Origin of the sequence: Terrimicrobium sacchariphilum, from assembly GCF_001613545.1 — a bacterium.
Lineage (GTDB): Bacteria > Verrucomicrobiota > Verrucomicrobiia > Chthoniobacterales > Terrimicrobiaceae > Terrimicrobium > Terrimicrobium sacchariphilum.
The window spans coordinates 257,966-283,830 of record NZ_BDCO01000002.1 but is presented as its reverse complement, the minus strand read 5'-3'; the positions used below and the strand labels follow the sequence as shown (position 1 = coordinate 283,830).

The following is a 25,865-nucleotide window of genomic DNA, read 5'->3' as shown; positions in this document are numbered from 1 at the left end:
ATGACCATCGAAAACCGCATCCAGCATCTCCTTTCCCAAATGACCCTGCGCGAAAAAATCGGGCAGATGGTCCAGGTCCACAGCTCCAGCGACGCCAACAAGGAGCTCGTACGCCAGGGACTTGTCGGCAGCCTGTTCAACGAATTCGAGGCGGCAAAAGTCGCGGAGTTTCAGCGCGTAAGCACGCAGGAGTCCCGGCTCGGCATCCCGCTCCTCATCGCCCGCGACGTGATCCACGGCTATCACACCATCTTCCCCATTCCCTTGGGACAGGCCGCTTCGTGGAATACCGGGCTCGTGGAAAAAGCCGCCCGCACGGCGGCCCGTGAGGTCTCCGCAACCGGAGTACGCTGGACCTTCAGCCCCATGGTCGACATCGCCCGCGACCCCCGCTGGGGCCGCATCGCGGAAGGTGCCGGGGAGGACCCCGTGCTCGCCGGCGCGATGGGCGCAGCCATGGTGCGCGGCTATCAGGGAGACGACCTCTCGCGGCCTGACTCCATCGCCGCCTGCGCCAAACACTTCGTCGGATACGGCGCCACCGAGGGCGGACGCGACTACAACACCGCCGACATCCCGGAGCGAACGCTGCGCGATGTGTATCTGAAACCCTTCAAGGCCTGCGTCGACGCCGGAGTCTGCACGCTCATGTCGGGCTTCAACGAGATCGATGGCGTGCCCGCGAGCGGCAATGCCTTCACCCTGCGCCAGATCCTGCGCGAGGAATGGAAATTCGACGGCTTTGTCGTCAGTGACTGGACATCGATCCAGGAGATGATCGTGCATGGCTTCTGCGCGGACAGCCGCGAGGCCGCCCGCGAGGGCGTGCTGGGAGGCGTCAGCATGGAGATGGAGAGCACATGCTACCTCGATCACCTCGAGTCGCTCGTCTCCAGTGGCGAGATCCCCCTCTCATGTATTGACGATGCCGTCCGCTCCATCCTCCGGATCAAGTTCCGCCTCGGCCTCTTCGAAAACCCGCTGCCGCCTCTCCCGCCAGCCCCTTTTGAAGCCCGGCCGGAAGACCTCGACCTTGCCCGGCAGCTCGCGCGGGAAAGCTGCGTCCTTTTGAAAAACGAGGACTCCGTGCTCCCGCTCCGCAAGGCGGCAGGCTCCCTCGCCGTCATCGGAGCACTGGCCGACAGCCCGCTGGACCAGATCGGCTGCTGGGCCTTCGACCGTCATCTGCCCGACATTCGCACGCCTCTGGCGGCGATCCGGGGCGCGGTCGGGGAATCCACCAAGATTGACTACGTGCGGGCCTTTACCGACGAAGCCGCGCCGCGTCCCGAGACCGATGAGGCCGCGCTTCAGGCGGCCGCCGCGGCCGAGGCCGTGGTACTTTTCCTCGGCGAGGGCGAACGTCTCAGCGGCGAGTCCCACTGCCGCGCCTTTCTGGACCTCCCGGAGCACCACCTTGATCTGGTGAAAAGAATCCACGCCCTCGGCAAACCGGTCGTCGTCGTATTGATTACCGGTCGTCCATTGACTATTCCCTGGATCGCGGAAAACATCCCGGCCCTGCTGTTGGCATGGCACCCCGGTACGATGGGCGGCCCTGCCATTGCCGACCTATTGTTCGGCGATCATTCTCCGTCGGGGAAGCTGCCCGTGACCTTTCCGCGCACGGTCGGGCAGATCCCACTCTACTACAATCACAAGAATACCGGCCGACCGCCCATCGAGGTGGAGCGCAAGATGCCGATGGGCACTCCACTCGATCCGGTCGGCTTCTGCTCCTGCTATCTCGATGCCGAGACCACGCCGCAGTTTCCCTTTGGCTTCGGGCTCAGCTATTCGACCGTCTCATACGGACCGACGCTCGTGAAAGCCGAGGGTGGCTCCTTCCGCGTCAGCGCAGAGGTTGTCAATACAGGGAGCCGACCGATCACCGAGGTCGTGCAGCTTTATGTCCGCGATCTCGTGGGCAGCGTCACGCGGCCGGTCAAGGAGCTCAAGGCCTTCCAGCGCATCCCACTGGCCGGAGGAGAGGCCCGGGAGGTCAGCTTCCTCCTTGGCCCGGACGATCTCGCGTTTCATCATCGGGACGGCTCGTACGGTCCCGAGGCAGGGGAATTTCACGCGTGGGTCGCCCCCCACTCCCAGGGCGGGACTCCGGCGGCGTTTGTCCTGAGCTGAATCAGGAGACCCCGGCCGGACAGTTCTGCGGCGGCTGCTTGTCCTTCTGGTGACCAGGAATGGGAGCGACGTAGTGCTCGAAGCCGCCGTACTGCTGCCAGCTCCGATAGAGCAGAAACAGGCAGACAATCGTGATCGACAGTCCCGCGATGCTCCAGAACGGAAGAAACAGGTACACGCGGTCGCCAAATTTTCCGTACAGCTGATCGAGGATCACGCCGGTCGTCGCTCCGGCGGTGATGCCAAAGAAGCTGCCGCACATGGCGCGTGCCGAACAATACTGTCCATATTGCGCTCGCGGGAAAATGCGCATCAATAGCGGAATCTCAACGATCGCCTGCAATGCCCCGATCGCAGTCGTTCCCACCATGCCCAGCACGGCATAGAAGTAAAACACCACCTCGGCCGAGGGTTTCCAGAACAGCCAGATCAAGCCCAGCGGCGCCAGGCAAAGCGCGGCGATCTTGCCGATGATGGTGATGCGGAGCGGGTGATACCGATCGGCCAGGAATCCCAGGATGGCAATCCAGACTATGTACGAGATGTTGTTAATCGCGCTCAGCTTGCCGATATGCTCAAGGTCCAGGCCGAGATACCGCTGCTGAAAGATGATATAGAGGTTGGCGCTGCCCGTGATGGCTCCTCCGAAGGTGGTAAGGTAAAGGAACCAGTAGTGCTTGATCGTCATGCACTCCGTGAAATAGGTCTTCACCGAGGCGACCGCGCCCTTCTTGTTCCCGATATTCTCCGGCGGCGGGGCATATTTGCCCTCCTTCACCATCACGCACATGAGGCCAAAACCAATGAGATAGAGCACGGCCGCGCCGATGAAGATCTCCAGGAAGTGGGTCTCGGCGTGCTTGAAGATGAACCAGTTGTAAAGCGTACTTGCGCCCGCGTTTACAATACGGAACCACGAGACAAAACGCGCCATGAGCTTCTCCGGCACGACATCATTGAAGAAGTACCAGAAGATGCAGCTGACGAAGATGTTGAAGAAATTGAAGATCAGCAGGAAGAAGCAGATGTAGATCAGCAGCACCGTCGGCAGCGACAGGCCGGAGAACCACGAGCTGGCGACGGACTGAATCCATCCGCCCACCGGCCCCTGCACACCCAGTGCCAGCAGGGCAAAGCTGAGAAACGGCACCGTCCCCAGCAGATAAGGGATGCGGCGGCCCCATTTCGTCCGTGTACGGTCGCTCCGGAAACTGATGATCGGGTTGAAGACCGTGCTGAGCAGGCTCGGCACGCTGGTCATGATGAGGGCCATCAGCGTGTTGCTCGCGCCGAGTTCCTTGAACTTCAGCGGCATGATGCTGGGAATGACCTGCTCCATGATGGTGAAGCAAAAATCCCCCCAGAGCAGCCAGGCAAAGAGACCGACCAGGCCGGCCTTCGTATAGGTGAGGGTACCGACTTTCCAGGTCTTGGGGTCCGAGGGTGTGGGAAGGGAAGAGTCCATCTCTAGGCGTCAGCCACAGAGCGGCCGATCAGTCACTCTAGGGGGGAGAACCTGGAGACCGTTAATCAATTTCCGCTCCGTGATGTGTGTTTTCCCGACCAGCATCCGGCAGGCGTCAACGTCGCCCACGGCTTGTGCACAGCATCACCTCGCGCATGGACCCGGTGCGTTGGCAGACATCCCTCTCGGAAAACAACGCCGGGCTAAATCCCCGCCTCAGCCGAGCGGTTTCCTCCCCGTGGGTTGGGATCACTTTCGTTTATTTTCAAACGCCAGCAAACGCTCCGGACACACGATGCTGGATGAGACTCAATCTCCGTTGAAGCCCGGCATCCGACAGATTCCCCGCCATGGGTCAGTTGATGCAACCCCTGCAAGGTGGACAGCGTAGCTCCAGATACTCCCTGGGTCGATTTGTCCTATAATGCGAATTTTAAGTCCCTCGCCTCCCTGACAGTCGCCTGTTCCCCTCAAATAAAACGGGTCCACAGACCCCCCACCAAAAAGCAGACACGATGAAAAACCTCCTCCAATCCCTCATCCACTCCGCTCCGAAGCAGCGGATCGCCATGGCCATGGCGTTGAGCATCGCTCCCCTGGCCGCCCAGGCCCAGAATGTCTGGAACGGCGCAGGCGTCACCGGCGGCACCTCGGGCACTGACTGGACCGACTCGGCCAACTACACCGCCACACCGACCTGGAGCTCGGCTACAGATCTGAAATTTTCCACCATCACCAATACCGGTGCCGGACTCACGTTCTCGGCCGGCACAGCGGGTACCTATGCGGTGAAGAGCCTGTATTTCGGCGACACGACTGCCTCAGGCACCGGGCTCACTACGGCGGAGATCCTGACGCTTAACGGCAACGCAGGCGGCGCGACCCTCGGGCTGACGAGCAATATCTACATGCCGTCGACCAACGCCTCAAAGATCACGCTCGGTTCCGACCTCACCCTCAACCTGAGCAACGCGGCGCACCAGATTCTCAGTACGGTAAACAGCAACGTGACAGCGCAGTGGACCACGTCGCCCGTGCTGGTGGTGAATTCACTCGTAACCGGCGGCGGAGCGAGCGCGTCGTTCACCGCGCGCTATACCCAATATGGCACCTCCCCAACCACGACTGCTGGCACAGTTGCCATGGTCCTGACGAATGACAATAACTCGTATGTGGCAAATCTTGTCGGTGCGGGGCAACGTTACGATGGCTATATCGGTTACACTTCGATCAAAAACGTCGGCGAGGGAAACAGCTCGCTCGGTAACGCCACGACGACGACCACCGGAACCTTGGCTTTTGGCAATGGCGGGTTCCTGAACTTTATCGGAACAGGCAATCAGACCACTGACCGCAACATCAATATCGCCAGCGGAGTGAACATCGGCAACTCCTCGACAGGAACCACCCTGACCTTGAACGGAGCGATCACCAACGTATCGACAGGCTCGGCCACCACCCTTCGCGCCTCGGTCATTAGCGGCGCGACCCAGATCATCAACTCAAACATTGCCGATGGCCCGTCAGTAGTCTCCGTCAGCAAGTTTAGCGCGACCAATTATTATAATACCTCTGGCAATGTCGTCTCCAACGACGGTGGCGGATTGCTCGTGCTCAACGGCAACAACAGCTACACCGGGACAGTCACAGTGAATGCAGGTACGCTGCGCATCGGTCATGCCAATGCCCTCGGCAGTACTGCGGGCGGCACGACGGTTAGCAATGGAGCCGTCCTGGACCTCAATGGCCAGACCGTCGGAGCCGAGGCCCTGTCGATCACCGGCACCGGCATCAGCAGCAGCGGCGCTTTGATCAATAGCAGCGGCACGGCAGCGAGCTACGGCGGCGCAGTCACCCTGGCTGGCAACACGAGCCTCGGTGGTTCCGGCAGCACGACGTTCTCCGGCAATTTCGGAGAAACCGGCGGTGTACGCACCTTCACCAAAGTCGGCGCAGGCACGGTCACCCTCGGTGGCGCCAATACCTACACTGGAACGACGACCGTGAGCGCAGGCACGCTGCTCATCAATGGCTCCAATGCCAGCACGGCAACCGTCACGGTCGCCTCAGGCGCGGCCATCGGTGGCACGGGCACGATCGCGAGCAGCCTGTCAATCTCGGCAGGCGGCAAGTTTGTCTTCAATCTCACCGATGCCCTCACCGTCAATGGCGCGGCAGTCACCTTCGGCAGCGGCTTTGGCATCGCCAGCCTCATCGGCCTCGACAGTTCGACTGCCAACGGGACCTACAGCCTCATCGATGGCCTCGCGACAGTGAACCTCACCAATGTTTCCAACATCGGCGAGGCAAATGCCTATGATCTCGGCTCGGGCAAGAGCGCGTACTTCCTCTCGAGCGGTCTCCAGGTGGTTGTCGTGCCCGAACCCTCGACCCTGGCGCTCTTCGCTGGCGCGACCGGCGTCGTGCTCCTCCTCCGTCGTCGCCGGGCCTAGGAATCCGGACGAGTCAATCACGCTCCTTTCGCTTGCTGGTGGGCAGGCGAAGGGAATGAAAAACGCCGCAGTGTTCTGGCACTGCGGCGTTTCTTCTTAAAGTGGCACGGGTCCCGGGGCCGCACTCCCCCGAGACGGCAGGCCGGGCACCCGTGCGGGGGTTAAAGGGTGGGCGCCCGGGGGGCTACCCGGGCACCCTGTCTACGGATTTGGGCTGTAGATTTTTGCAAGGTAAGAAGGGAAAGTTACTGCACCCCGGCGACATCCGAGCTGGGCGTGGCGACCCAGTTCACGGCATGGGTGATAAGGTCGTGCAGGCCGTCGGTCTGCTCCGGGTGTGGGCTGAAGGTGATGAGCTTCCCTTTGCCAAAGGTGGACGCCACGATGGCGGGCGAGTTTTCCATCACGCCGACCGGCGTATCATTCTCCGCCATCTCCGTGCGGAAGTAGGCCAGCGGGATGAACTCCGGCATATCCTTGTTGTCCGCCGAGGTGATGATCGGGCCGTTGGCGTACTTCACGAGCATCTTGCCATCAACATCGCCGAGGATCTTTTTGCCCTCATCGGTCAGCTCGATCTCGACGTTGCCCTTGCCGCGCTTCCACTTCTGCGACACGGTGCGGGCATTAAGCATCTTGGTCGACCAGCTGAAGCGGTCGCAGGCGAGATAGGCTCCGGCGCAAATGCCGATATAGCCGCCGCCGTTCTGCACAAACTTGCGCACCTCGTCGACGCCCGCGGTCTGCAAGGACTCGGCCTGCTTGCTGCCGCTGCCGCCTGTAAAGATAACGACATCGTATTTTGACAGCTCGCCGTTGCGGATCTGCTCGGCACTGAGGGTGGTGAGATTGATCCCCGCCTTGGTCAGGATCATCTGGACGGACGGAATGCCCGCGCCGCCGCTGCCGAGATCGTCGTAGAGGGCGATTTTCTTCGTGGTGTTCTGCGCCATCGCCGCAGAGGCGACGGCTGCAAAGGCGAGGACCTTCAGGGTCGTGAGGAGGCGAGTGTTCATTTTCATGGCTTAGGTAAGTTCACTAATTGGTGGAGTCGCGGGGGCTGTTTCGGGCTCCGGTGGCGTTTCGGGTTCGACCGGACGCTGAAGGTGTGGCGGGCCGAATTCCGCCCGCGCCTGGCTGGCATCAAATTCCCCCTCCCAGCGCGCCACGGCCACCGTGGCCAGGCAGTTGCCGAGCAGGTTCACCGACGTGCGCGCCATGTCGAGGATGGCATCGACGCCGAGGATCATCGCCGCGCCCTCCAGCGGGAGGCCAAAGGAATGCAGCGCCGCAGTCAATACCACGATCGACGCCCGCGGCACGGCGGCCACGCCCTTGGAGGTGAGCATGAGCACCATCATGAGCGTGAGCTGCTGGCCGAGGCCAAAGTGGATGCCCGTGGTCGTCTCCGCCGCCTGGGCGATGAAGACCGAGGCCACCGCGAGGTAGAGCGTGGAGCCGTCGAGATTGAACGTATACCCGACGGGCAGGACGAATCCGGCGATCTTTGAGGGAACGCCAAATCTGGTCATGTTTTCCAGCGCCCGGGGCAGCGCGACCTCGCTGCTGGCCGAGGCAAAGGCGAGCATGAAGGGCTCGCGCACGGCTCGAATGAAGGGAAGGAGCGGCACCCTCGCAATCCAGATGACCGTGCCAAGCACACAGATGATAAAAACGGCCAGGGCGAGGTACAGCGCGAGCACGAGCTTCCCCAGCCCGAGCAGCACCCCGATACCCTGGTGGCTCACCGTCACGGCCATGGAGGCAGCCACACCGGCGGGAGCAAGCTTCATAACAAGGTCCGCAAAGCGGAACATCACGTTGTTCAGGCTCGTACAGAACTCGAGCACCGGCTTGCCAACCGGGCCCGCTGCCGCGAGCGCCAACGCGAAAATCACGGAGAACGTGACGATCTGGAGCACGTCGCCCCGGGCCATCGAGTCGATCACGCTCGTCGGAAACATATGCAGGATCGTCTCCGTGATGGTGAGCGGCTTCGTATTGGCCACGGCGCCGAGATCCCCCGTGTTGCCCGAGATCATGATGCCATGGCCGGGCTGGAGGAAGTTCACCGACAGCAGCCCGATCGCCAGGGCCGCCGTGGTGGCGATTTCGAAATAGGCGATCGCCTTGACCCCAAGGCGACCCACCTTCTTGATGTCACCCGTTCCCGCGATACCCACCACGATCGTGCCAAAGACGAGGGGCGCGACCATGCACTTGATCAGCCGGATGAACACATCGCGGACGACCTCGAGATGAACACCCACCGCCGGCAGAGCCCAGCCCAGCAGGCAGCCAAACAACAGGCCTAGCAGGATCTGGTGCGTGAGAGGTACGCGGAAGAACGGTTTACGCATTACAACAACGACTTAGGCTTTCAGAGCTTTGGCAGAGCGCACGCGGCGCAGGACAATGACTGCGCCCACCGAGAACAGGAGCAAAGTGACAGCACTCGGCTCAGGCACGGCGGTGATCGTGCCATTGGTCAGGAAGCTCGAGGTGTCCCAGTACTGGTCCTGAGCCAGCTGAGCGCCGGAGAAGTCAAAGGTAAACCCATTGTCCGTAACCGTGCCGGACCAGTCGATGATCTTGTAGACATTGCCGCCGAAGGGCACATAGCCATCGAGGAACGACACCTTGATCACGCCTCCGAGAGACAGATCGGTCACTCCCGCGATGCTATCGTAGCCCGAAGCGCTGATGCCCAGATCGAGGATCGAACCAGCCGACATCGTGAGGCTGTTGGAGATGGTCAAAACACCAGTCTGCGCACCAGCTTCCTTGTAGGCCAGGGCAAAGCCCGGGCTGAGCGTGCCATTCACCGTCACCGTGCCGCCGATCGAGCCGAGTCCTCCAAAAGTCGCGCCGGAGGCAACCGTAACGTTCGAGCTGGAGAGCGTGGCTTCTTCCTGTATCAGCAGACTTCCTGCGGAGACCGTGGTTGTACCCGTGTAGTTGCTCGTACCCTGGGCCATGATGTAGGTCCCCTCTCCGGTCTTGGTCAGCGAGGCCCCTGCCACAGACTCACGAAAACGACCACCGGCACGCATGGTGACGCCATCTTTCACATCGATGGTACCGCCGTTCGCTCCGAGCATGAATCCGCGATTTGCCGTAAGCGAAGTCGTTTGCACCGTAGAGGTGAAACGAATCGTACCGCCGTCCATCGTGAAGAAATTAGAGACGTAAGTTGGCACCGAGCCGCCCGAGGTGCCGCCCATCGTGCTCGTACCACCAAATTCAAGGACGCCACCTGTAACAGTGAATCCCCCAACATAGCTATTGGACCCGCTCAGCTTGAGAGTTCCGCTGCCAGACTTGGTGAGCCGATAAGCCGTACTGTTCGCACCGACGATGTTTTGCTCCCATGTGACGTTTGCGATCGTGTTCAGCGTCGAATCACTGGCCAGAGTGGTGACTCCTCCAGCCGACTTTGAGAATGTCTGCAAGGCGGAGCCATTAACGCTCGTCGCTCCAAAGGAGATCGAGCCATTCAGCACAGTATTATTGTAATACGTGCGGGAGGTGTCCGACACCGACTGAAGATTACCGCCTTTGAGAGTCAGCGTGCCTGTTCCAAACGAACTGTAGGCGAGAGCCGAGGTTCCCGATCCATTGGTCCTGACCGTTCCGGACTCGAGCGTAAAGCCGCCGGAAAATGTGTTGTTCACACCCATCAGCAAGGTGCCGTCACCGGTCTTCGTGACTGATCCAGCTCCCGTGATCGGAACGTCATCGATAATTGTTAATGTCACACCGGAATTAACCACATTGAATGTCGTAGCACCTGGCAGAGCGATTGAGAGTGCTCCGCCATAACCGCGCCCGAGAGTCAGATTTGCGGTTCCAGCTGCGGTAATCCCCGCATTAGCTCCTGTAAGGGTTAAGACTTTCGCGCTTGCGGGCGACGTGCTTGTGGCGGAGAGTGTTACAGCATTCGTATTATAAAATACCATGCTTTGGTACGTGGTCATCGTGGTCGATCCGTTGGTAAGGTATAAATACCCGTTGGCGGAACTCCCGATGATGCCATTTGCAACGTAGGCAGGGTCAAACAGCACATCGTCTCCCGAGGCTGGAAGAACGTCGTCGACCCAGTTCGAGGCAGTCGTCATAATGAAGGTTCCCGTTGTACTTCCCCCGTCCCAGGTTTTCGTGGCAGCGAATATATCTGGCAGACAGCCCAGGGAAATCAGGCCGAGGATGGCCGAGAGTTTGATGGTTTTCTTCATGTTAGGCAGCAGTTGAGGTTGTGGAGTTGAGAAACGCTTCCGGGTTAGGCTGCCAGAAGCGGTGAGGTGTGAGACGCGCCGGCGGCGAGCGGGATGTCCGTCATGAGAAGGACGCCCGGCCTCGCGGCGAGCACGCGTGGTACGGCATTGATGACGGCGGCGACGGTCGCCGAGTCCCCGAAGACGCCACCCTTCAGGTACGCCTCGACCGGAGGGTCGCTCTCGAGGCGCACTGCATCGTGGGGGTCGAGTGCGTCGAGATACATCTTCAGGTCGAGATGGATGGCATAGCCTTCGGCAGTCTCCGCCTTCACGATCTGGTGAAGGCCGCAGGTGAGTCCCGTGGCGACTTCAAAGTGCGCCGTCTTGATGTCGTGATCGGCGATCATCGGCTCGAGCGTCTCGGTGAGATTCTCCATCTTCCAGCCGAGCGCGTGAGCGATGAGGAGAAGCGATTCCTTGAACCCGGCATGGCCCGCGCGGCCTTCATTCCAGAGCGCGCGGAACTCATCCGGTTGCAAGCCGCTGCCGATTTTTTTCTGCAGCGGCTGGCGACGGTATGAGGCATTCACCACGCGCTCGCCGTACACGCCCGTCACCGTGCGGCACACACCGGTGAGGCAGACGGGCAGGACATCGAGGACAAAGCCGGGATTCACCCCCGTGCCGAGGATGCGCGCGCCGGTGCTGCGGCAAAGCTCGTCATATTCCTTCGTCTCCTCGGGAGCGCGATAGGCGGGATAGAGCAGTTCCTCACAAGATGACACAACCGTGAGCCCCTTCTCCAGGATGGGGCGGCACTGGGCAAAGGAGACCGCGGCGCGGGAACCTGCCGTGTGCAGCACCACATCGGGCTGCACCTCCTCGTACATCGCGTCAAAGGAGGGATACACAACTCCAGCTTCGATCTCCGGCAGGTTACAGATTTCCGCGACCGGTTTTCCTGCGAGTGCCGGATCGATATCGATGCCACCGACGATTTCAAATGCGGGGCGTTGAGCGAGCAGGTTGAGGCAGCTGCGTCCGATGGGACCCAGGCCGAATTGAGCGACTTTGATTTTCTGGTTCATGGCATCTGTTCCGCGGGGTAGGTTTTGGTTACGAAAGGCTTGATCGCCTGCTGGTCGAGGCCGGTGCCGAGACCCGGCTGGCGGGGCAGTTCCAACGTGCGGTCGTGCGTATAGGCGAGCGGCGCGCTGGCAGGCTGGGCAGGGTACGAGTGTGTGCGCGGGAGGGGTCCCGTGGCGTAGTCCAGGCGCGGCAACGCCATGCAGAGCTGCAGATTGGCCGTGGCGCTGATGTCGGTCATGATGAGCCCTCCCACATACACCTCGACCTTCGGAGCATTGGCGACGAGGTACTGGCCGAGCTCCATCGACTTGATGAGGCCACCTGCCTTGACGATCTTGATGTTCACCGCATCAGCGGCATCAAGCGCGACGATCTTCCTGGCGTCGTCAACATCCCACATGGATTCGTCGGCCATGATGACAATGCGGAAGGGATCGGTCTTCGCCCACTCGCGGGTCTGGCGCGTGACCTCACCCATGGCAGCGATGTCGCTCTCTGCCGTCGGCTGCTCACAGATGAAGCGCGAGGTGAATCCGACAGCCTTGAGTTCATCCCGCACCTTGGAAAGGTAATCGATCGCGTGCGGGGCGTCCTTCCACGCCTGATTCACGTCGACCCAGATCTCGCGCTGGCGCCCTTCTGCCACGAGGGACCCGGCGACCGCGCGCAGCTTCTTGAGGTCCGACTCCAGGTCGAGGCCGATCTTGATGCGCACTGCGCGATAGGAACTATCGATCGAGTCGACCTTGCCCTCAAGCTCGTCGCCGTCGAGATCCGCGCTGAATGTCGTCGCGGAGATCGCGATTTCCTTGCGCACCGCGCCACCCAGCACCGCCGCGATAGAGACACCGTATATCTGCCCGACGAGGTCGAGCAGCGCCATGTCAAAGCCACACAACGTCGCGCGGAGCTGGCGGCCTTTCCCCGGCGGCGATTGTGTGGTGAGCTTCTGCTCCGCCGCGATGGCAAAAAGATCATTCATCCAATGACCCACCGTTTCGCGATCCTTCGCCAGCGAGTCCCCGGAGAGCGAACGATCGAGCAGGGCCGAGCGAAAGGCTTGAGCGCCATTCCACGCATCCTTTGAGGTTTCATTTGTCACGAGCGCACGCGGGAGCACCTCGCCGACAGAGGTAATGCTGCGAATGCCGTCACTCGCACGGATGACGAGAAATATCCCCGGGCAGGAATCACTCGTCCCCTTGGAGGTCACAAATGCCGTCTTCTTCGGAAGCTTGAATTGAAGAAGCGTGATGTCCTGGATCGTAAATGCCGCCGAAGCATTCGCTAGCATCGCCCCCCAAAGGAGCACTGCTATTTTCATGCCGACCCTAATAACGTCCATGCCACCCTTTTAACATTTTTCATGCCAACCGATTTCACCATCCGCCAACCGCCACAAAAATCAGATTATTACATGCTGAAAATAAACATGTTACATCACATCAATATACTTAACCGCATTGATTTTCACCCTCGATAACCAGATTTTGTTGATAAATCATCAACACATAGCCCCCCAGGCATCAGGGAGACTCCCTGATGCCTAACAGCAAGAACTGTCGTTTTTTTGTGTTAGAAGAGCAATCTGCGCTCTACTTACTAGCTGTTAGTAATAAGGCGCAGGCTCTGGACCTTCCGAAAGAACTGCGAGCGGTCCATTCCCGCCTGCCGGGCGGCGGCGGCGAGGTTGCCATGCGTGGCGGCGATGAGATTCTGGAAATAGGTGCGTTGGAATTCCCGCAACGCCTCATGATAGGGGCGGTTTGTGGGGATTGGGGAGACCGGAGCTGCCTCCGCGAGGCCTTGAAAGTGTGTGGGCAGATCCGAGAGCCGCACCTCACCTCTCGTCACCAACACGGAAAGTCGCTCGATAAGATGCTCAAGTTCCCGCACGTTTCCCGGCCATCCATAGGCACACAATCGTTGCATAGCTTCGCTGGAGAACCCTAATGGCTGGTGATCCGGCTGGGTAAATTTACGACTGAAGTGGCGAACCAGGATCGGTATGTCGCCGAAACGCTGGCGCAGCGGAGGCACCTCAAGGGTGACGACATTCAGGCGGTAATAAAGGTCTGCCCGAAAGCGCCCCGCCTGCACCTCCTGGTTCAGGTCGCGGTTCGTCGCAGCAATGACACGAGCCTGCGAACGGAGATTGCGCGAACCGCCCACCCGGGAGAAATCACCAGTCTGAAGCACGCGCAGGAGCTTGGATTGCATCGCGATACCCAACTCCCCGATTTCATCGAGAAAGAGCGTACCCTCCCCAGCCTCCTCAAAGCGCCCGACACGCCGCTCAGTAGCTCCGGTAAAAGCTCCGCGCTCATGGCCAAACAGCTCGCTCTCGAGGAGATTGGGAGGGATGGCCGCGCAGTTCACATCGACAAATGGCTCCCGCGCCCGCTGGCTCCGCGCATGCAACATGCGCGCAAACAACTCCTTGCCCGTGCCCGTCTCCCCAAGGATCAGCACCCGGCTGGGCGAGCGAGCGACACGGCGGCAGACCTCAATGACTTCCAACATGGTCGTGTCCTGACTCAGCACGAGAGGCTCGTCCACCTCCTCCTGCACGTCGGCATAGGTAAGGGCGCGACGCACGCGCGCGATAAGCTCCTCCGGCTCGACCGGCTTGGTAAGGTAGTCCGTGGCTCCCACACGGGTCGCCTCGATGGCCGTGTTCTCATTACCGAAGCCGGTCACCATAATAATAGGAAGCGCACTACCGCTTCCCCGCACCCGCCGGATCACCTCCAGGCCATCAAGCTCTCGCATCACGAGCGTCGTGATCAGCAGGTCAATGCCGCCCTGCTTGATCAGGCGCAAACCCCTCAATGGACTCGAGCACACTGTGACGCCAAAATGAGCCCGCAGCACGGCCGAGGTCTCCTTGAGAAAATCCGGCACGTCATCGACGATGAGGACATTCGATCTCGAACGAGCTTTACCGGCACTCATAATGTTGTCAAATCAACAACACGGTGGACAAACTGACAACAAGATTTCTTTTTCATTAGGGTCGTAGAAAATCCCTCCCCATCAGGTACAGAGGGGAGTCGATAGGTTTGGCATGAGAGATGCTGATGACTCTCCAGTTTCGATTTTTATGAAAAACATGGAGCCAAGGATCTTTTTCAAATCGAGCCGCAACGTTGCGGCAGACACCGGACTGAGCAAGGTCAGTCTTCGCGCTGGCGTAGGCGCGTTCTCTCTCATGGAGATGATGATCACCGTGGCCATCATCGGCACGCTCGCCGCCCTGTGCATGCCAGCCTGGACGAAGATCAAGGACAACTCGATGCGCGCCCGCGATGTTAGTAACCTCCGGGGGCAGGCCATGGCGGTATTAGCCTATGCGGGCGAGCACGATGGGGTCCTGCCCGGCCGCATCAATCGTGGCGTGGCCATCCCCAGTACGGTGACAACCGATTCCAAGCGCACCTATTATCTCAGCACCGTGCTTATCGATGCCGGCTACTGCTCAAAGGATGACAAGATCTGGAAGACGGTCTGCGGGTACGGCGCGGACCAGTTTGGCGTGGCCTACGTGGTGAATAGCGGCAAGTCCTCCGTCCCCACCTATTTCTTCGGCAATCGCAGCAGCACCGCCGGGGCAACCACCTACGATCCCAAGAGGATCGTGAGCCTCAAATCCAACCTCGATCCCGATAAAGATCCCAAGGGCAAGGATGAGGAGCCGCTGAGCCAGATTTGGATGATCACCAATGCCGACGGGGAAAACTACAACTCCTCCACCACCGGCGGTCTCTCCAACTCTCTCAGTGAAGATGTCCGCACACCCTGGGGCGGCCGTCACTACGTCTATTTCGATGCTCACGTGGAATTCAAAAGAAGCGGCGAGTATCCATCTGTAAACTAAAGTCGTTATGCACATATCCATCCCCTCGCGGGGGACCCTCATGGGGTTCCTCCTGGGTTCCCTTGTCTTCATCCAGGCCGCCGATGCCTCCATCCGGGTGGAATCCCGCGAAGGAGTGATTGTCTCCGGCAGCGAGGAATCGACGAAGGCAGGAATCCAGATTCTCAAGGAAGGCGGTACTGCCGCCGATGCCGCCGTGGCCGTCTCATTCACGCTGGGCGTCTCGGAGCCGTTCAACTCCGGATTGGGTGGAAAGCTCATCGCACTCTACTACGAGGCAAAGACGCAGAAGGTCTATTGCATAGAGGCACTGAACCAGGCGCCGGAGGATCTGGACATGCCAGCGGTCCTCAAGCTTTCCCAAAAAGATCGCGAAAAAGGCTATCGCAGCGCCTGCGTGCCCGGAGTCGTCGCTGGCATCGCTGCGATGCATGACACCTGGGGCAAGCTCCCGTGGAAGGCTTGCGTGGAGCCCGCCGTGGAGGCGGCCAGGGATGGCTATGCCGTCCCGGCCAAGCAGCTCACCGCCTACCGTGAAAAGTTTGACCTCCTGATGGAGGACCCCGAGGCGCGCTCGATCTATCTGCCGGGAGACCGCATTCCCAGCGCTGGCGATGTCATCAAGAATCCCGACCTCGCCAGGACCCTCGAGCGAATCGCCAATGACGGGCCCGGGGAGTTCTACCATGGCGAAACCGCGAAGCAACTTATCGCGGCCTCGCTTAATGGAGGCGGATGGTTCTCCGAGCGGGACTTCGCCGATTACCGCGCCAACAAACTCACCCCGCTCTCGGTCGACTACGCCGGGAAGGTGATCTACAGCAGCCCGGCTCCCCTCACCGGAGGAGCGATCGTCCTTCTCACGCTCAAGTCGCTCGAACAGAACAAGGCCGCCAATCACGACCAGCCCCTCAGCCGCGAGCGAGTGGATTCCGTCGCCCGTGTCCTCCAGCAGATCTATCCGATCGTCGCGGGAGCATTCGCCAATACTCCAGAGTCGGAGAAAACCTCCGGCAGCATCCTCAAACAATCCACCTATGCGGGGATCTGGAAGCGGGCCTCCAGCGCCGACCCGCGAACGCCATTCCCGGACGCCAGCTCCCGCAGCGCGGTTTCAGAGGAGACCAATGGCAGCACGACGCACTTCATTGTCGTCGACCAGGAGGGTAACATTGCCTGCGTGACGCAGTCGCTCGCTCACCACTTTGGATCTGGCGTGGTCGCACCCGGCACAGGCATCCTGCTCAACAATTGCATGTCCAACTTCAGTTTCTCGTCCCCGCGAGCAATCAACTATGTGCAGCCCGGTAAACGTCCACGCAGCACGATGGCCCCTACGATCGTGCTCGATAATGGCCGGCCTCTGCTTGCGCTCGGGTCCCCGGCTTCGCAGCGCATCCCGACTGGCATTTACCAGGTTTTGAGCGCTGTGCTGGATTACCAGCAGACTCTCGCAGATGCGATCGACGAACCAAGGTTTCACACCCGCAGCCGCCGCTCCTCAAATGAACCGCCAAATGTGATCGACCTCGAGGAGGGGTTTGATTCCGGCACTGGAGCGGAACTGAGTGAGGCTCACTGGGATATTCAGTCCAAGAGCCGCAAGTCCTACTACTTCGGAGGAGTCAATGCTGTCCGGTTCCTGCCTGATGGTCGGCGGGAAGCCGTGGCCGACGACCGGAGAACCAACTGGCCGGAGGCCCAATAAATCACACTGATGTTTCGTCGTATTTGTCTGTTGTCCGTGGCGATCGCCTGCACCGGCGCGCCGCTCCAAGCGGGAAAAGTTGAAGGGTATGCCGCGACCGTCCAGCCGCTCGCCACGCGTGCGGCACTCGATGCCATGGCTGATGGTGGAAATGCCATTGATGCGGCGGTCGCGGCAGCTCTCACGCTCGGCGTGGTCGATGGGCACAACTCCGGAATCGGCGGCGGATGCTTCCTCCTGATTCATCTCAAGGACGGTCGCAACATCTGCATAGACGGTCGGGAAATCGCCCCTCTCGCAGCGACGCGGGACATGTATGTGCGCGACGGCAAACTTGACGAATCACTGAGCAAAACCGGCCCGCTCGCCTCGGGTGTCCCGGGTGCTGTCGCCGCGTATTCCTATGCAATCAAGGAATTTGGCCGACTGCCATGGGAGAAGGCTTTCACCGCCGGAATTCGCTGCGCCGATGAGGGGTTCCCCATCGACCTCGTCTATGCGCGCAAGCTCAAGGCCACCGCACCGGAGCTGGCACTCTTTCCCGCATCGAAGGCCATCTTTCTCAAGCCCGACGGCTCACCCTATCTCGAGGGAGAAACCCTCCGCCAAAAGGATCTCGCCAAAAGCTATCGCGAACTCGCCGCGCAGGGCGCGGAGTGGTTCTATGCACGCCCCTTTCCCCAGGCTACACAGACCTACATGAAGGAAGCGGGAGGCATCCTCACCGCCAACGACTTTGCCACGTACAGGATCAAGCTACGCGAGCCTCTGGTCACAAGCTACCATGGCTGGCAGATCGTGGGATTTCCCCCACCCAGTTCGGGCGGCGTCCACGTCGCGCAGATGCTTAATATTCTCGAAAACTTCAACCCGGCAGACGTCAAGCCTGGCACGCCGGAATTCGTCAATCGTCTCACCGAGGTTATGAAGCTCGCCTTTGCCGACCGCGCTTACTGGTTGGGCGATCCCGGTTTCGTCCATGTGCCCAGAGGACTCTTTGACAAAGCGTACGCAAAGGAACTCTCCACCAGGGTTTCGCCCGGCAAAGTGACGCCGGTGCCCGATCACGGCACGCCGCCGGACTGGCAGAATAACTACTTCGAGAAGCACACGACTCACTTCGTCACGGCGGATGCCGAGGGCAACTGGGTGTCATGCACCGCGACGATCAACACCGCTTTTGGATCAAAGGTCGTCATCCCCGGCACAGGCATCCTGATGAACAATGAGATGGACGACTTTTCCATCGCGCCGGGTGTACCAAATCACTTCAAGCTCATTGGCGGGGAAGCCAACGCCATCGCCCCTGGCAAGCGCCCCCTCTCCAGCATGAGTCCGACGATCGTCGAGAAAGATGGTCAGGTCGTCATGGCGGTCGGCGCGGCCGGAGGACCTACGATAATCACCCAGACCCTCCTCGCGCTCCTCTACACGCTCGACTACAATATGACGCCCGCCGATGCGCTCGCTCTTCCGCGCTTTCATCACCAATGGTCGCCCGACCAACTGCGCATGGAAAAAAGCACCTCTCCCGATCTGGTCAAGCAGCTCAAAACGCTCGGCTATGAGATTGAGTTGATCGAGCCCTTTGGCGGCACCCAGCTGATTCGTAAAACCTCCGACGGGCGCCTCACCGGTGCGAGCGATCCTCGCGTTCCCGGCCTCGCCGCTCCCACCAGATGAAGACCTGCGCACGCCCGGCAATCACCCTCATCGCCACCGGCTTGCTCGCGTTGTTGACGCTGCCCGCACAGGCCGATCCACAGCCTCTCGCGCAGATCATCCAGAAGGGCTTCCCCGCCTGGGACGCCGACCACGATGGATCACTAACCCTCGACGAGATCAACTGGGCGCTGGCCAATCCCGAGATACGAGGAGAAGAAGCTGCCGCCGTGGCCGCGATCTACCGCGCCGCCCGCAATAAATCGCACCCGATGCAACCGCCCTTCGCCCTCGCCGACCTCGTGAAACAGGATTCCGGCGAGGCCAATACGTCAGCGAGCGATGAGGATCTGGGCATGCCACGGCTCGGCAGCTACTACGCCGCGTATGTCGATAAAATCGGGAAGGCGCCGCGACAGCTCTTCGTCAATGGAACCCCCAGCCTCGAAGGCTTCCGCCAGGGAAAGGTCGGTTCTTGCTTCTGCCTCGCACCGATGGCGGCCCTGATCAATCGCGATCCCGCGGATGTAGCCGCACGGTTCAGCAGAGACAAGGACGGCTTCACTGTTCGCCTCAATGGCAGCCGGACCGTCCATGTCACCGCACCCACTGATGGAGAGATCGCCATCAGCTCCGCCACTGGCGACCAAGGATACTGGAGCACGGTTTACGAGAAGGCCGTGGGCCAGATGCGCATCGAGGACAAGTCGCTCAAGGATCCGCCGCTGGTGGCGGCGACCGCTGGCTCGGCTGGCACGATGGTGAAAGTATTGACCGGCAACGAAATCAAGCGCTTCTCCTGTTCACCCTGGCGCAAGCCAGAAACGACTCCCGCCGAGAAGGACGCCCTCCTCGGCCAACTCCGGGTTCTGCTTGAGGAAACATCTTCCGCCCATCGCCTCATCACCGCGGGTACAGGCGCAAAAGGCTCCAAGGTCCCAGGCATCTCATCCATGCATGCCTATGCCGTCCTCGGCTTCGATGCCGCGAAGGACTGTGTTATCATCCGCGACCCGCACGGGCAGGACTACACACCACGCGGCACCCCCGGGCTGGAAACTGGCTATCGGGCCAGCAAGGGTGTGATGGAGATCCCGCTCAAGGACATTGTGCAATTCATGGGAGGCTTTGCCTTTGAACAAACGACTCCCGCTACGAAAGAAACTCCCGCGCCGGAAACCACCACCGACGGAGCGTAGGGGGGCAGAAAGCGTCAATCCCGCCCGGTCCGGCGGGCGACAAAATTCTCCACGGGTTTCCCCGGTTCGGGAGGGATTTCGTCGACGCGAAACCCGCATTCGGTCAGGAGATCGGAAATCGCCTGGAATCGCTGCGGGGAATTGTTTCGCATGCATTCAAAGATCAGGAGGCGCAGTTTGCTGCCGCGCAGGATCGGCTCCATGCCGCGCAGAACCTCCTCCTCAAACTGCTCGACGTCGAGTTTGACGATATTCGGCTCCGGCAGATTGCTCTTCTCCATCAGGCTCGCGGCGGACTCGCACAGAAGATGAATCTTGAAGTCATATGAGACCTCCTCCCAGGGGCGAAGGCTGTTCTGGCCGGAGTTTCGCGAAAGCTTGATATGCAGGCACTCCGCACGCAGGCAATCGGCCAGGGGCGTGGTGACAAGTTCAGCCTTCAACCCATTCAGCTCCGCATTCAAGGTAAACTGATGGGCGGCTGCCGGGGAGGGTTCGAAGGCGACGAGGCGCACCGTCTTGTGCTGACGAACCAGCGGAAGAGACAGGCAGCCAATATTGGCTCCGATGTCCCAGACGACATCATGCGGACGGATCTCCGCCGAAAGGATATCGAAGATCTCGGGATCGTGGCGACCGGTAAGCAGCAGCGCACGGTCGATAGCGACGTGGGGATTGAGCGTCCAGATCATCCCACTGGCATCCGGCCACTGAATAAGAGATGAAAGATTACAGCCTTTAGTCTGCCAAAGGAGCGTCGCCGCGAGGCCGGGACGGCCGGATCGGTACAACCAGGCAATCAGCTTGTCAGCGGGCGGGATCTTCGGCACGTGGGATTGAGACATGAAAATATCAGTGCATGGCCGACCGACCGCTTCTCGCTTTGGAGAAGCGAATTTCCTCATGCCGGCTACCGCAGACGCTATTAAGTCATCCCGCGCCGCGCAAGCGCTCCCTTATTAGAACAGCCGGAAAAATGAAACCCTTGGCTAAGCGCTCCGGCGAATGACAAGTTTACCTCGCAACTGCACATCGCCGACCTGATCGGCTTCCTTTCCTAAAAGGGTGTCCAAAACACCGAACGCCCTGCACCCCATCTCTTCAAACGGGATATGGTACGTCGTCAGCTCGACCTGAGAGATTTGAGGGAGCGAACTGTAATCATCGATGCCGGAAACCAGCAAATCTCCGGGGACCTTTAGTCCACGCTCCCCTGCGGCCTCGATACAGCCAAGGGCGAGAAGATCATCCGCGCACACGACGGCATCCACTTTCCCGGCCGCTCTTTGCAAATAGGTCCGGGCCATCGTCCGCGACTCGGCCAGGGGGTCTTCGAAATTCGGGGTCATCACCGGATCGAGATAAACGATATCAGCCGACTCCGGGATTCCTGCCTCATCCAAAGCCCACCGATATCCCAGGTAGCGATCCCGCATGAAAGGCGCCCAGGCATAGTTCGAGAAAAATCCCACCTGCCGCCTCTCTCGGGAGAGCATATGCCGGGTCATGGTATACCCCGCGTGAAAGCCATCCGTCGTCACCGCCGTGCGCCCCAGCCCGGGCAGATACATCCCGGCAAGGACGATCGGGAACCGCGATTCCACGAGCAGCCGGGAAAGTGCCACCTGGTCCTCCGGCGTCTGGATCACGGGAAAAAGTACCGCCCCACGTACGTCAAATTCGGATAGCCGGGCGATCATCTCCATTTCCCGCAGATAATCTGAGCCAGCGGATAACATGACCACGCGCCGACCAGCTTGTGTCGCGGCATCCTGAAAGCCCTTCACCGTGCGCCACACGCCTTCATGCTGATCGCTGGGATAAATAAAGGCGTACGCATCCAGCACCTTTTCCGTCGAGTCCCCCTTCCCGTAGGTAACCGTGGTCCCGGCCCGCGCGCGGCGCTCCACGAGTCCCTCATGGGCAAGGACTGCCAGCGCCTTGGCCACCGTGCCAGGACTACAGCCAAACTGCCGCGCAAGATCAGCCTCCTTGGGCAGCTTGGCCCCGGATTCCCATCGCCCGGAAAGAATCTCCCCCTTCACTTGGGAATAGACGGCATGAACCTTCTTGGGAATGGATACCATAAGTCGTTCTTTCCCAAAAAACTCATTTTTGGAAAGAGCCAATCCGTGAAACGCCACGAAGACCCTCCCGTTCCCAGGCGGGAAAAGACTTACGATAACCTCGAGACAATCAACTCCGGAGCGAGCAAATCCTGTCGAGATTCTGCAAAATCGACACGAGACAAACGCCGGCGCAAGGCCTCCATCAAAGCCATCTGCTGACCGCAATCGTCCAGACCGGGACGGGGGATACGGCCCTCCCGCACAGCGTCGAGAAAAGCCTGGAACTCGCCAAAGGTGCCATTGCGGTCGATAAGATCTCCCGTCGCCTGAAATCGCTCCGCCAGCCGGTCTTTCTGCCAGTGCTCCAGATAGCCTTGGAACTGACGCCCGTCCGCACCGAGAAGGCTGAGACGCAATGTGTGCTCCGCCGCATGAATGCAGGCGCCCTCACTCGTCTTGCCCGCGATCGGCTGGATGTTGATACGCACCTGGGTGCCGCTCTCACAGGTGCCATCGAGCGTAAAGGCCGCTACTCCGCCGCCCATCCAAGGCATCTCCCGGTAGCTGATCTGCACCTCGTGGTAGGGGCTTCGCGCCAGGAAGCGCACGGCGTCGATGGCATGAATGGCGGTCGTCGAAAAATCCGCGTCCCGCCGGTCGAACCGTGTCATCTCGTAGTTGATCTGCTGGACGGCCTCGGGCGGCAGATGTGCCTCAAGGATATCATGCGTCCGTGCGACCACGGGCATGTAGCGCCGGTTGAAGGCTACCTGGTTCGGCACTCTTCCGGAATGCGCCGCCGCCCTCATGCGATCCAACTCCGCCGTTCTCAGCCCGGGAGGCTTCTCCAAAAACAGAGGGATACCCTGGCGAAGGATGTCGACCGCCAGATCGCTGGTGACGTGCGTCGGCACGATAAGGCAAAGCACATCCGGAGCCTCCCGGTCGATCATGGTCTGGATATCTGTATAGGCCCGCTCGAAACCAAATCTCGCCCGGTACGTCTCTGCCAGCGTTTCGTTCAAGTCACAACACGCGACGAGATGAACAGCCCCCTCCCGGGCCGCCTTTTGCTGGGCGGGGCCATGAACATCGCTCGAGTGCCCTCCGCAGCCGATAGTGCAAAGTTTCATGATGGATCAACTGGTATGGAAACGCGAATGCGGAAGGTCATACTCTCTCCTCCAGGCGTAATGGGAACGACCAGTCGCTTCACGGAGGGAGATATGGAATCCTCAATACGTCCCGCAGCTGCCTCGGGCCACTCAATGGCAACGCTTCCCCGGTCGGTGGCAAACACCAGCCGGTGCGGATTTTCCAACGTCACCTTTGCAGTAGCGAGACTGGTGAGAATCGGGAGATTCACAAAACACTCCTGAGGAGCAGTCAATGTCTTTGCCGCCACTGAGAGGTCGAGGCCATTTTCCACAAACGCGTACTCCCAGGTGAATGCCGCCAGCATGGGTGCGCCGGCGCGTGAGACGATGGAATACTGTCTCCCGTCAGGCGATTCCCGCAGGTTGGACCGATCCGACCCGCTGGCAAAAAATACGCCTTTGTCCGATTTGCCAAAGACACAGGAGTAGGTGAGTTGCTCAGGTTTTGCGATTTCCTTGGCCGAGGCCGGGAGATGTCCGGCCTCCGCATTGGGCACGGGCTGCATGGAGGAGAGAAACGCGCCGGTCGCCGGCGTCCAGAGCACAGTCGGCCCACCACCAAAGTGACCGACCAGTTTGCGCTGCGCCCCGACGACATCGTAAAATGTCAGTCCATAAATCCCACCGCGATTCCACGCCAGCAGCCCGGGGAGCTGCCATGTCTTGTCCTTTTGGGTAAAAGGAAGCGCCTCCGGCTCCGCGATCACTCCCGAGCCATAAGCCTGGGCGAGTGCAGGCAGCCACTGGCCTCCACCCTCGAATTCCGCGCCTCCCCATGCCACGCCCTGGCGGATCGTACGGGCGATCCAATCCGGCGTATTGGCTACGAATGAGGTAATACCAGCAGCCCCGATGCCCTCTGCCGGTTCCTTGTCGAGGTAATACCGGGATGCGCCGAGCGGGAAGTCCCCCCTGGCGATAAACTCGCCAGGATAGCCACTGAGGCAGAACATCGCCGAGGTCCGGCAATTCAGTGCCGTGGGCGAGTGTAGAGATCCATCCGGCTGCGGCAGCCAGAAGAAGCTCTTGAAGCGGAGGTTTTTCTCGATTCCCTGCTTCATCGCCTGGGTCAGAGTTTCATCGCGTCCCGGCATGCCCTTGTAGTGATTGTAACAGGCGACGAGGCTGTAGAGATTGAGCCGGTCGTAGTTGCCATCTGGTCCATACTCCTCGAGGAAGTATCCGGCCGGATGCTGGCCGAACTTCGAGTTCGGCCCATACGCGCCGCCGAGATAGGCTCGCATACCGCGTTCGAAGTAGGAGAGGAACCTCTTCTCTCCAGTCGCGAGATACGTTTCGAGATGCGCCTTGAGGACATGTGCCCACTGGTTGGATTCGTATGCCTGGTGATCTGCGGCCTTGTCCGCGATAGCCATGAGGCCCTGCCGCCAGATTTCCCCCGCGTCGGCGGGCAGGGCATCCTTGATCGATAGATAGGCCTGGGCCAGTCCGTCGTAGATGAAGAAGGTGTGCGTGAGCGGATACGGCAGCGTAATCATCCGGCCGTCACGGATGAGGTCATCGCCTTGCAACGCGGTCAGATGGAAGAAGGCGGCCATGATGGCCCGCTTCAGGATCTGCGAGTCATGAAAGGCCGGGTTCAGCTTGCCGGGGAAGGCATGGAGCGCGGCGAAGCTCGCCGAGTCATAGAGTGAGAGAAACCGACCCGGGAAAGGCAGAAAATTCATCCAAGATTCCGTTTCGGTTCCATCCGTGGGCAATCCGGTGGGAGCCGGGATGCCAAAGTAGGGCTTTGCCGGATCGAGGTTTTCATTCTGGGCGCGCATCAGGCTGATCACACCATTCAGCCCGCCATATTTCCCAAAAGGGAGCACCTCGACTGATGGCGAGGCCAGATCGGCCGGCACCTCTGCGGGCCAGTTGAGATGAGGATCCCTGTCGAGGGTTGGAGCAGCTGCGATCATCCAATCGCGGGCCCGGGCCTGGAGGGGACCAGCCACCCGCACGCCATGGCTATCGACGGTGCCACCTTGAAGCCGTTCCGCCGCCTCCGGAGTGGGACAGAGCAACCCGGGAGCACCTTCGAAATCGATGGCTCCCTCAAATGTCTGCGGGAGTACGACCTTTACCACCTGGTTGGCTGGGGCTGGATCGAGCAGGATGCTTCCCTTTCTCTGACCACTGCCCAGGGTTTCCGCCTGGCCAAGCAGTTTCCCGTCCCGGGATTCCAGCGCAATCCCGGCAGGCACTCCCGCCTCCACGCCGAGGAACAGCTTCCGCGACGAAGGCGGCACCCACAGATAGCCCGGCCGCGGCGTCGTCGGAGAGACCCCTAACGCCATTTCACCGCGCACTCCCCAGGCATCTGTCGGCGGCAATCGAAGCTCAACAAGGTCGCCCTGTCTCCCCCCGGAGAAGGAAATACGCCAGATCCCCGCGGCACCCTCCGGTACCTGCAACGCCCGGGTCTCCATGCCACTCCCCTGTGTGCTGAAGTCCTCCACTGCAACAAGATTCCCGGCCGGGTCAAAGACCCTGGCCAGCGCGGCGGGGATGTAGGGTTCCTGCGCAGAAATCGTCGTCTGCCGGCTCACCAGGATACGACGAGGCCCTCCCTCGGGAAACTCGGCCAGCAGGCCAAATCCTCGCACCCCGCCCCCGATGGTGACGATCCTTGCCGTCTGGCCAATCGGGAATTCCTTTGCGTTCGCCTGTGGAATAAAGGGCTTTGCCACCTTGCCGCCGCCATACACGCCGGGTCCGCCATCCTCGGGTGTATTCAGGACATCGGCTGCGCACAAAAGGGATGCCCCAGTGATGGAGCCCGCCAGGCAGATCATCCCTGCCACGGCACAATTTCTCAGGAGGG

General features: G+C 60.4%; 17 protein-coding genes. 6 read left to right on the top strand and 11 right to left on the bottom strand.

Annotated elements, in window-relative coordinates:
- Positions 1 to 2,139: a glycoside hydrolase family 3 N-terminal domain-containing protein gene (locus tag TSACC_RS02025; protein ID WP_075077736.1), complete on the top strand. Its 2,139-nt coding sequence runs from the start codon at positions 1 to 3 to the stop codon at positions 2,137 to 2,139.
- A gap of 1 nt (position 2,140) precedes the next feature.
- Here the strand turns inward: TSACC_RS02025 and TSACC_RS02020 are convergent, their stop codons facing one another.
- The gene (locus TSACC_RS02020; protein WP_075077735.1) at positions 2,141 to 3,604 is read right to left on the bottom strand and encodes an MFS transporter; all 1,464 of its coding nucleotides are present in this window, start codon (positions 3,602 to 3,604) and stop codon (positions 2,141 to 2,143) included.
- 515 nt (positions 3,605 to 4,119) lie between these two features.
- Here TSACC_RS02020 and TSACC_RS02015 point away from each other — a divergent pair.
- A complete protein-coding gene (locus tag TSACC_RS02015) occupies positions 4,120 to 6,057 on the top strand; it encodes a beta strand repeat-containing protein (protein ID WP_075077734.1) in 1,938 nt (645 codons plus the stop codon).
- 245 nt (positions 6,058 to 6,302) lie between these two features.
- On the opposite strand, the gene TSACC_RS02010 is transcribed toward TSACC_RS02015, so the two are convergent.
- The 6 genes from TSACC_RS02010 to TSACC_RS01985 form a co-directional block, all read right to left on the bottom strand.
- Positions 6,303 to 7,073, bottom strand: a complete 771-nt coding sequence (locus TSACC_RS02010) for a BPL-N domain-containing protein (RefSeq protein WP_237763883.1) — start codon at positions 7,071 to 7,073, stop codon at positions 6,303 to 6,305.
- Between the two features lie 9 nt (positions 7,074 to 7,082).
- Positions 7,083 to 8,417 carry a dicarboxylate/amino acid:cation symporter gene (locus TSACC_RS02005; RefSeq protein WP_075077732.1) on the bottom strand — a complete coding sequence of 445 codons (1,335 nt, stop codon included), beginning with the start codon at positions 8,415 to 8,417 and terminating at the stop codon, positions 7,083 to 7,085.
- Between the two features lie 12 nt (positions 8,418 to 8,429).
- Positions 8,430 to 10,292 carry a beta strand repeat-containing protein gene (locus TSACC_RS02000; protein ID WP_075077731.1) on the bottom strand — a complete coding sequence of 621 codons (1,863 nt, stop codon included), beginning with the start codon at positions 10,290 to 10,292 and terminating at the stop codon, positions 8,430 to 8,432.
- A gap of 44 nt (positions 10,293 to 10,336) precedes the next feature.
- A complete protein-coding gene (locus TSACC_RS01995; protein WP_075077730.1) occupies positions 10,337 to 11,362 on the bottom strand; it encodes an NAD(P)H-dependent amine dehydrogenase family protein in 1,026 nt (341 codons plus the stop codon).
- Positions 11,359 to 12,687, bottom strand: coding sequence for a mandelate racemase/muconate lactonizing enzyme family protein (locus tag TSACC_RS01990; RefSeq protein WP_169809504.1), 1,329 nt, complete (start codon positions 12,685 to 12,687; stop codon positions 11,359 to 11,361). The genes TSACC_RS01995 and TSACC_RS01990 overlap by 4 nt, the downstream gene beginning before the upstream one ends.
- Before the next feature lie 278 nt (positions 12,688 to 12,965).
- Complete coding sequence (locus tag TSACC_RS01985) at positions 12,966 to 14,318, bottom strand: sigma-54-dependent transcriptional regulator (RefSeq protein ID WP_075077728.1); 1,353 nt, start codon at positions 14,316 to 14,318, stop codon at positions 12,966 to 12,968.
- Between the two features lie 157 nt (positions 14,319 to 14,475).
- Here TSACC_RS01985 and TSACC_RS01980 point away from each other — a divergent pair, with 157 nt between their 5' ends.
- Genes TSACC_RS01980 through TSACC_RS01965 form a run of 4 tightly spaced genes read left to right on the top strand, consistent with a single transcriptional unit; the run spans position 14,476 to position 19,809 of the window.
- Positions 14,476 to 15,240 carry a type II secretion system protein gene (locus TSACC_RS01980; RefSeq protein WP_075077727.1) on the top strand — a complete coding sequence of 255 codons (765 nt, stop codon included), beginning with the start codon at positions 14,476 to 14,478 and terminating at the stop codon, positions 15,238 to 15,240.
- Between the two features lie 7 nt (positions 15,241 to 15,247).
- A complete protein-coding gene (locus tag TSACC_RS01975; RefSeq protein WP_075077726.1) occupies positions 15,248 to 16,948 on the top strand; it encodes a gamma-glutamyltransferase family protein in 1,701 nt (566 codons plus the stop codon).
- A 9-nt stretch (positions 16,949 to 16,957) separates the two neighbouring features.
- Positions 16,958 to 18,631: a gamma-glutamyltransferase gene (gene ggt / locus TSACC_RS01970; RefSeq protein WP_075077725.1), complete on the top strand. Its 1,674-nt coding sequence runs from the start codon at positions 16,958 to 16,960 to the stop codon at positions 18,629 to 18,631.
- Positions 18,628 to 19,809, top strand: coding sequence for a hypothetical protein (locus tag TSACC_RS01965; RefSeq protein WP_075077724.1), 1,182 nt, complete (start codon positions 18,628 to 18,630; stop codon positions 19,807 to 19,809). Before ggt ends, TSACC_RS01965 begins: the two co-directional genes overlap by 4 nt.
- 14 nt (positions 19,810 to 19,823) lie before the next feature.
- Here the strand turns inward: TSACC_RS01965 and TSACC_RS01960 are convergent, their stop codons facing one another.
- The 4 genes from TSACC_RS01960 to TSACC_RS01945 form a co-directional block, all read right to left on the bottom strand.
- On the bottom strand, positions 19,824 to 20,654 hold the full coding sequence (locus tag TSACC_RS01960) for an FkbM family methyltransferase (protein WP_075077723.1): 831 nt from the start codon (positions 20,652 to 20,654) through the stop codon (positions 19,824 to 19,826).
- Positions 20,655 to 20,798: 144 nt separating this feature from the next.
- Positions 20,799 to 21,896: a LacI family DNA-binding transcriptional regulator gene (locus tag TSACC_RS01955; RefSeq protein WP_075077722.1), complete on the bottom strand. Its 1,098-nt coding sequence runs from the start codon at positions 21,894 to 21,896 to the stop codon at positions 20,799 to 20,801.
- 89 nt (positions 21,897 to 21,985) lie between these two features.
- Complete coding sequence (locus TSACC_RS01950; protein ID WP_075077721.1) at positions 21,986 to 23,011, bottom strand: Gfo/Idh/MocA family protein; 1,026 nt, start codon at positions 23,009 to 23,011, stop codon at positions 21,986 to 21,988.
- The gene (locus TSACC_RS01945; RefSeq protein WP_075077720.1) at positions 23,008 to 25,836 is read right to left on the bottom strand and encodes a hypothetical protein; all 2,829 of its coding nucleotides are present in this window, start codon (positions 25,834 to 25,836) and stop codon (positions 23,008 to 23,010) included. The genes TSACC_RS01950 and TSACC_RS01945 overlap by 4 nt, the downstream gene beginning before the upstream one ends.
- Positions 25,837 to 25,865 lie beyond the last annotated feature (29 nt).